Origin of the sequence: Reichenbachiella agariperforans (assembly GCF_900142205.1) — a bacterium.
Taxonomy (GTDB): Bacteria; Bacteroidota; Bacteroidia; order Cytophagales; family Cyclobacteriaceae; genus Reichenbachiella; species Reichenbachiella agariperforans.
In genome coordinates, this window is record NZ_FRAA01000002.1 from 694,057 (window position 1) to 703,057 (window position 9,001).

Sequence of the window (9,001 nt, forward strand, 5' to 3'; positions counted from 1 at the left end):
CGACTAGCCGTTATTTTACATTGAATCTAAATAACGGCTGGCCATGACCCAAACCAAAAAGACAGATACGCAAGCCAAGAGGAAAGTATGGATGGTGTTTTTGATTTCCGCACTGATTACGGGCTGTATCTGCTATGTGAGCTACGAGAGCTTTGTGACGCTGACAGGATCTATTGATCAGTTGAGTAAACCAGATCAGCGAGTGGAACTGATCAATGAGACGTTTCAGGAGATTGTAGAGGCAGAGAACAATATTCAGTCTTTCATCCTCAGTAACGATCCGAAACTCGAAAAACAATATTTGTTGCATAGCCGAGCGGCCAAACAGAAAATCAGAAGTTTAAAGGTTCGTCTACAATCTGATAGTGTACAATATGCCCGAGTGGACTCTTTAGAAACACTCTTCGATACCAAGATGCTCAATCTAGAGGCTTTCCTCAAAATAAAGAACAGACGCCAACAGGCCATCTATACCGGAGAGGCTTTGGATGAGATTCAAAAGCAACTCAAAGACTCTACATTATCTGAGCGTCAACTGCTGCGACAGGAGTTGTTTGATGGGGAGTTCGTACCTGTCGAGCGTCAGCATATTGAGATCGTGGAGGAAGAGACAAAGGGGCTGAAGGGTTTTTTTCGAAAGATAGTAGGCGCAGAAAATACTCGAGTGGATACTGTCACGACGGTGGAAGAGGAACTACGGTTGGCCAAAATTATTCGTGTAGACACGAGTATTGTTAAAGACAACCGTGCCGATACTACCCTACAAGAAGTCAAAACCATTCTCAACGAAGTGCTCAAAAAAGAAAAAAGGGTAAAGCGTCAGATGTCGTCTCAAGAACTGGCAATGCTCCGTCAGGACATGGTTTTCATTTCTAGTATTCGATCCATCATCGGCGAGCTCAAAGAGAAAGAAAAGAAAGAGTCTGCTATTAGCAACGAAAAAGCAACGGAGTCCGCAGCACGTTCTACTTTGTTTATCATTTCTACAGGTTTTGTAGGATTAATGATGAGTGCTGCTTTTTTATTCTTAATCCTAAAGGATATTACGGGCTCATTTTTCTATCGAAATCAGTTAGAGAAAGAAAAAAACAGAGCGGAAAAATTAGCACAGGCCAAGGAGGATTTTCTCTCCAATATGAGTCACGAAATCCGCACACCGCTACAGAGTATCAAGGGTTTTTCGGAGCTTATCGCCCAGACGAACTTGGATGACAAACAAGCGAAGTTTCTCAAGGCAATCCGATATTCGAATGATTACCTCTCCGAGTTGATCAGTGACGTATTGGATCAGGCAAAGATCGAAGCAGGCATGTTAGAATTAGACAAACGCCCCTTCGATATGCAGCTCATCATGGAGGAGCTGGAGACGATCTATGGCAAGGTGTGCGAACAAAAGGGAATAGCACTGAAGGGGAGTATATCTGGACTGCAGGGGGTCAAGCTGTTAGGAGATGCTGTTCGTCTCAAACAAGTACTGATCAACCTACTTAGCAATGCCATCAAGTTTACCAAAGAAGGTACGATCGACCTAGAGGTAGCCGGGACGGAAAAAGGAAATATGATGGATTTGTCCATTATAGTACGAGATACAGGAGCGGGGATATCCAAAGAAATGCAGCAAGTGATATTTGACCAGTTTACACAGGAGGTCAATGCAGAATCTCAAAACTATCGAGGAACTGGACTGGGGCTGTCAATTGCCAAAAATCTGATAGAGGCTATGGGAGGCGAAGTAGGTTTGATCAGCGAACTGGGGGAGGGTTCCACCTTTACGCTATCACTGAGTTTACCCTACTTAGAAGAGGAGGAGTCGCAGCTCTCTTTGGTTTCGGATGACCAAATGGCGTCTCGGTTTGCAGTGAAAGTTATGGTTGTGGAGGATGACGATTGGAACGGTACGTTGTTGCGTGAAATATTACTGCAGCATGTAGAAGAGGTTTTCTTGTTTCAACAAGCGGCAGAGGCTTTGGTGTTTTTGCAATCACGGTCGCAGGAGGTGAATCTCATCTTTTCAGATATTAAAATGGCTGGAATGGATGGCGTGGCTTTTCTGTCCCAGTTACGAACAGAGCAGATCCATATCCCAGTGATTGCGCTGACTGCTCATGTACAGATGGATAAATTGGAGGCGCTAAAAGCCGAGGGGTTTGATCAGGTATTTAGCAAACCCTACGATGCAGCGGATATTCAAAGCATTTTGAGTAACTACTTTGAATCATCAGACCGTGAGGAGGAAAGCACTGTTGTCTTGGAAGAGAAAAAAGACAAGGTATCAAGGTTTGACTATTCCATCATTAGGAAATTTGCTGGAGGAAATGAAGAAACCTTTCAGCGACTACTCGCCTCATTGCTCACGAATAATGAGCGTCAACTAGTCGACTATCAGGCCTATCTGGATGCCGCTGATGCGACCCAACTCGGAGAGTTAGCCCATCAGATGAAAACGACATACGACAATCTAGGTCTACCACTGATCAGTGAAGCTCTAGCAAGTATCGAGTTGCATGAGCAGCTCGGCCAGACGGATCGTGCTGTGACGAGTGCTCGTGAGCTACGGGCAGAGTTGGCGACTGTCCTAGATGAGCTACGTCAGGATCTTAAATCTCTATTTGATATTTCGTGAGTTTATTGTAGAGTGTTTTTCTATCAATATTTAGCAGTTTGGCTGTTTTACTCTTGTTGTATTTGGTTTTTTCTAGTGTTTCTAAGATGAGCTGCTTTTCATTTTTTTCTTGCAGTGCCTTCAGATCCGTACCTGTAGTTCCGTTGATGGCGTTTTGGATAGAAGCTGCATTGTCGGCTATTGTATCAGTCGTTGAAAGGACCTCTTCATTGGCCAGTTCGTGTGGTAGCTGTGCTGGCGTGATCAATTCGCCAGTACTGAGTAGAACGGCACGCTTGATGACATTTTTCAATTCTCGGAGATTGCCTGGCCAGGAGTAGTGTTGCACGATCGATTGTGCCTCAGCGTCTAGGCCAGTCACCTCTCGTTCTAGTTCGTTACAGGCTTGCCGGAGGAACAACCCGATGTATTCATTGAGGTCTTCTTTTCGCTCGCGTAACGCTGGGATTTTCAGTTCAAATTCGTTTAGCCTATGAAATAGGTCAGTACGAAACTCACTTTGGCTACCAGACACAGCGATGTTTTCGTTGGTGGCAGCAATGATACGCACATCCACATCTATTTCTTTTTCACTCCCGACACGACGCACTTTTCGCTCCTGTATCACACGCAGTAGCTGCACTTGTACTTCGTAGGGTAGATTGCCGATTTCATCGAGAAAGATGGTGCCTCCATTGGCATTTTCAAAGGCTCCTTTTTTATCCTGTACTGCCCCAGTAAAAGCACCTTTGATGTGTCCAAATAATTCACTTGCGGCGAGTTCCTTGGATAGCACTCCACAGTCCAGTGCGACGAAAGGTGCTTTGGCACGCTTGCTTTTTTCATGGATCATTTTCGCAGCATATTCTTTTCCTGTACCGCTCTCACCGAGGATGAGAACGGTCATTTTAGTAGGAGCGACTAGCTGTAGGTGTTGCCATAGATCGAGCGATTGCGGACTGGTGCCGATTACATATTCGGGTGAGCCAGAGGCTTTTTTGATGGTCTTAGGTTTTGCGGCAGTTGATGTGGTTTTTTCCTGTAATGCTTGACCTATGGTCAGTAGCATTTCGTCGGGGTTCACTGGCTTGGTGATGAACTCAAATGCCCCGAGCTGTATCGAAGTGACGGCTGTCCTGACGTCTGAGTAGTTGGTGATGAGGATTACGGGCATGTCTGGTTTTTCATCCTTGATGATACGAATCAGCTCTAGGCCATCCATATCGGGGAGTTTAAAATCAGTCAAAATCAGATCGATGGATTTGGTCTTGAATGCTGCGAGCGCGGACTGAGAAGAGAAGGCTTGCTCTATCTCGTGATCTTGCCGGCGCAAGTAAGAAGAGAGCATTTCGTTGAATGAAGGATCATCGTCGACAACCAGGATTTTCGCCATAAAATTTTATAACAGGTTTCTTGTCACCAAATATAGAAAAAAGCAGCTGTTCGCTCACTAAATAATCGTGATATGGTGTGGAGAGACAAATACATAAAAATGGGCTAAATATGGCATATTGAACCGAGAGTTCTCTTCAGGGATGCCTAGTCTTTTGTCAAGAAAACGCAAGCTTCTGAATATCTTTTCTCTGTAATCCGCGCCATAGCGCTGCTAAGTGCTGCCTAACCCTTGCTTCGGATTCTTAGTTGTACGCCATGATTATAAGATTACATGTAAATCGGTGTGAGGAATGTTATCTTCCAAATACTCTTCCGAACACACAGTCAGGCCAAAAGATTCGTAATACTGGATCAAATGTGATTGCCCTTGCACATAGATTTCTTTGGCACCTTCGGTGGCTTGGATGCGCGCCATGGCTTGGCGAATGAGGTTTCCTGCTAGTCCCTTTCCTCGGTATCGTACATCTGTCACGATACGACCAATGCCATATACGCCTGGTTCTCGTTCGTAGGTTCGAAGATATGCTGCCAGCTCTTCTCCGTCATAGAGCATGTAATGATCGGAGACTTGATCCTTTTCGCTCAACTCAGGGTATGGGCAATTTTGCTCCACGACAAAAACATCTACGCGAAGTTTGAGCAGACGGTAGAGGCTGTGAATATCTAACTGGTCGAAGGATTTAATTTGTATCTGAAATTTCATAGTCTAGCCCCCAGCACGACGGTTTCTTTGATCACACTTTTGTTGCCACTGGGATCGTAAATCTCAGCAAAAACGATGTAGTATCCAATGGGTGCCAAATCTCCCGCATCTGTAGAACCATCCCACGTCACAAATCCTGAAGTAGAAAGTAACTGGTTTTCGGCGAGGGATTTGACCGAATGGCCATGTGTATCAAACACATAAATGTTAGCAAAACCACCCGCCTGATTCAGAGAATAGCTGATTGTAGTGAAATCATCCTGACCGACCGTATTCGGCATGAAAACCTTTGGCTCGACCACCAACTGACCCTTACCCGTACCTGTTTCTGTATATTGAGAGTTTTGCAAACCAGGTGTGGCATAGAAAGCCGTACTGGCTGCCGAGTGCCAACTGTTGGGGTCATTCGTAGCTATATCATAAGCTATTCGCTCCAGACTCACGCCTTCCTCACTGTCCAGTAAGCTCGAATGATAATCCTCTGAGTACTCAAAATAATCCATGACCTGACTTTTGGAATCTATCAAGCCCACCTTACCATCGCTATCATTATAGGGAGGAAAACTAGCCATACCGAAATAGGTAGATTCATCTCCCAAAGGATACTGTGCATCGAGAATTGCGGGATCTGCCGTCAACACAACAAAACTGAATGGCTCAACCAATCGATGATTTGCCGTAATCATCTTGAAGGAAGAATTATCACCAGAGCCGCTCATCAACATCCAATTTTGTAAGTCGATCACCTTGTCTGAATGATTGTAAATCTCGACAAAGTCCACCCCTCCCGTTTCGGGGTTAAACAAAATTTCGTTGATCAAAATGTCTAAGCTATCAGCTTGTTCGGGTACTTGAACCACTACCTGTCCAGATTCTAAGGAGACAGGGTTGCCGACACAGTCCGTTACGTCAGACACTGTCATTACATATTGCTGCCGAGGCGCCAGTTCGTCCAATAGCTGTATCATCATGCTATTACTTTCGGGCAGGAGTAGCTCTGCAGATGCTATAACAATACTGGGGTCGAACGCGATTTGATTTAACAAAGCATCAGTAGGAAAGAGCTTTTCATTCCACGTGACCAAAAGTTGCTGATTGTGTTCTAGCACCGCCGATATGATCTCGGGAGTTTTGTGATCTGGGTTTTCAGTCGATTGGAAATTGGCAGCCCCTGGCGTTCCCCCTATAATCTGAGATCCTGTCCAGTTCTTTTGCTCCCCACAAAAATTAGTCACGTCTAACATCTCCAAACTCCGTCCCACGTGATCCTCCAGACCATACCAATCGTCCGTATAACTCGTCGAAAACACCAGCTGCTCTTCAGCATAAATGGAAAGTGTCTCTCCTCCGTTGTTTAGCGTCAACCATGAGGAAAGTCTCCCCGTATTTTGGTCAGGAAAAACAGACTCATTGGCTGATATGACGATGTATTCACTTGGCTCAATCGCTCCAGAAACGAACGCCGTCTCGTCATTACCATCTTTCCAAACCAAGCCTTTCAACTCCAGTCGTTGATCAGAAGCATTATACAGTTCTACATATTCGACCTGATCCTCTATCGGGGCAGCCATAATCTCGGTGATGATCAACTCCCCATAGTTTGGTAGATAGGGCGCTTCGTATGTGAAAAATAGTGTCGTATCATTGATTTGATTTTCGACTAAATCATGTACCGAATGAACCCGCAGCGTATATTCTTTCTCTGCTAGCGCAGTACTCCATGACAACATCACCAATGTATCCTCCACCATATAAGTCGCCTGATCTATCGCCAAGCCATCTGCCTCATAATAACCCAAAAACTCTGCGACTTGTTTGTCCATCGGTTCAGAAAACTGAACCGAGACCGTCTGCGCATCTAATAGGTCAACTGCCACTACAGTTGGGCTGGTACGATCCAAATACACTTCCATGCTACACCCTGGAATGTTGTTTCCAAACTCATTTTCCAATACTGACCAATTGATCGTATAAATCTGATCCGAGTCAAAATCATCCGCAAAAACCAATTGCACAACGTGTCCATCTTCGGAACTCACCACGGATGCAACAGGCTGCGTACTGTCTCCGAGCCAAAAATTATCCTCTTGTACAGCAGAAAATGTAGTCTCAAACATAAGCTCAATGGTTTGATCATTTTTGATATACGCATTTTCTAATCTTGAATCAAATACAAAATCATAGTATACCGTATGTAACTCCTGAGCTTTGGTACTTACCAAATCAAAAAATCTCAAAGTGTATAATTCTCCGTTTACCATATTATGAGTCAAACTGATCGTTACAAATCTGTCCGAAGATTCTACACGTTCCACCTCCAAATTTTCCATCTGAAAGTTCGTAGGGCCAAACCCTTCTCCAAAGGCATGATTGAACTCTAATTGAATCTTATCTGCTGCTAATATTTCTACTCCGCTCAATCGAAATTTAGTATCATCTAACTTAACCGTTTCAGGCTCGGTCACCCTATTGCCTCGCTGATCTGCCAATCCTTCTACTTCCAGTAAATAGTGCTGACCATCGAAAGTTCCTTCATCAAAACGCAGCGTGACTTGCCGCTGAAATTCGCGCTCTACAACGACTTCTTCAGGTTCCAAATCGAGAGAGATCAGATAATAATGAGTTGTAGATGCTGCGATCATACTGTCTAATGGCTCATGAAAAAACAGCACCGCTTCTGAAGAAGACTTGATATACGCACTGTCCAGCCTCGGTGGTATGTCATCATAGACAAATGACTCGCGAATTCTAGTTTTGATGGGATTGCTAAACAAATCCGCAACTTCATTGACCAAAAGATCATAGGTCATCTCTGGCTCAAACGCATTATCAAACTCCAACCTCACCGTTTTTTCATCTGTATCCAATGCCGCATAAACAGGGTAAAAGTCTTCGTATTCATAGTGATCCAGAGCCTCAGCACTCTTCTGTTCCACGACTTCAGTAAACATGCATAGCAAAGTCTGATGATCCAGAACCTGTAAAGTATCGATTTTGGGAGGTGCCGTATCGTATATGAAAGTCACTGATGAGCGAGGTAACCTTTCGCCCTCTTCATCAGCTAACCCTTCAGCATAAAGGTTTAATTGTTTGTTGTCATCGAAATCTTCTTGAAAAATCAAGTTGACCTCCAAAGGATTACTCTTATTTTCAAAAACAGAAATCGGTACAGCTTTTGGAGCTCCCAAAAAATAGTTTTCAGGGTTTAGCATCGTTTCTCTCTGGATAGGAAACTGAAAAGTCAATAACAAATGATGCCCGCTCATTACCAAAACAGTATCAAGGCTAGACTGATAGGAAAAAGCAAATTCATAAGGATCTGGTGAAATGTTACCATATTGATCTGACAGGTTTGTACTTATAATTTTATAATTCCGTTCAGGAATAAAAGGAATGTCAAAATGCAGATTGATCAGATAAGGAGAGCTTTTGTCTTGACTAAAAGCTGATGGGCTACCCATGCCTGGTGTCACCACAAAGTCATCCTCGGAAAGGCTTTCCAAATCAACGGGTTCATCAAAAAACAACTGCAATTCCGTATTAGACACCACTATCACCTCTTCCAAAACAGGCGCTTCAATATCATAGATCACACTGCTCGTATTGACAGTCAAAGCATTCCCTGCACAATCAGTAGCACCAGTAATTGTCAGGTTGTAAATAGTCCCACTAACTAAATCAGGCGTCACGTCTAAAGTCACACCAAAGTAAGATGGGGTGATACTGCTGACCACTAACTCTTGATCCAAGGTGTAAGTAGCCACTGACAAAGCGCCTTCATCCATCGGTTCATCGAAAGTCAATTCGAAAGTGTTCGCATCTGCTACCTCAAAAGAAACCAGGTTAGGGCTCGTTTCATCTGGACTGTCGTTAAAAGCTGAATTTTGCTGCCCGGGTGTTCCTCCGTCAGCATCAGTCGAGGCGATCCAGTTGGCGGAGTAGTTACATGCCAAATTCGGATTGATTTGTTCTAGAGTAAAACCGCCATCGTCTTTGTTTTCATCCTGATACCAACTGGTGGAGTAGGTCAAAGAATCCACCACATTTCCCAGATTGTCAGCGAGCGTGAGTTTCATGCCACCATTGGTTAAGGCTGGAAAAGATGTCGTCGTCACTACATCGCCAAACTCCTCAAACTCTGTCAAATTTGAATCATCTGTCACGATTACATAAGCTCCCGATTCGAGGGTGAAATCACTCACGGTATTTCCATTCAAAGTGAAGTTCTCAACTTTAATCGCTTGATCTGATGTATTCAACAATTCGATGAATTCTTCGTCTGGCAGTCCTGTCGCTGAAGG

4 protein-coding genes are annotated in these 9,001 nt (G+C 44.1%); 1 reads left to right on the plus strand and 3 read right to left on the minus strand.

The genetic code is table 11. The features are described from left to right. Positions 1-43: 43 nt before the first annotated feature. Entirely contained in the window at positions 44-2,623 is a 2,580-nt protein-coding gene (locus tag BUB99_RS09325) for a hybrid sensor histidine kinase/response regulator (RefSeq protein WP_073121743.1), read from the plus strand. Here the strand turns inward: BUB99_RS09325 and BUB99_RS09330 are convergent. From BUB99_RS09330 to BUB99_RS09340, 3 genes are all read right to left on the minus strand, one after another. Continuing rightward, positions 2,598-3,995 (minus strand): sigma-54-dependent transcriptional regulator, encoded by a 1,398-nt coding sequence (locus tag BUB99_RS09330; protein ID WP_073121745.1) that lies wholly within the window; start codon positions 3,993-3,995, stop codon positions 2,598-2,600. The genes BUB99_RS09325 and BUB99_RS09330 overlap by 26 nt on opposite strands. Positions 3,996-4,256: 261 nt before the next feature. Beyond that, a complete protein-coding gene (locus BUB99_RS09335) occupies positions 4,257-4,700 on the minus strand; it encodes a GNAT family N-acetyltransferase (RefSeq protein ID WP_073121746.1) in 444 nt (147 codons plus the stop codon). Continuing rightward, positions 4,697-9,001, minus strand: a 4,305-nt coding sequence (locus tag BUB99_RS09340) for a lamin tail domain-containing protein (protein WP_073121748.1), incomplete at its 5' end; no start/stop codon positions are given. The genes BUB99_RS09335 and BUB99_RS09340, both read right to left, overlap by 4 nt.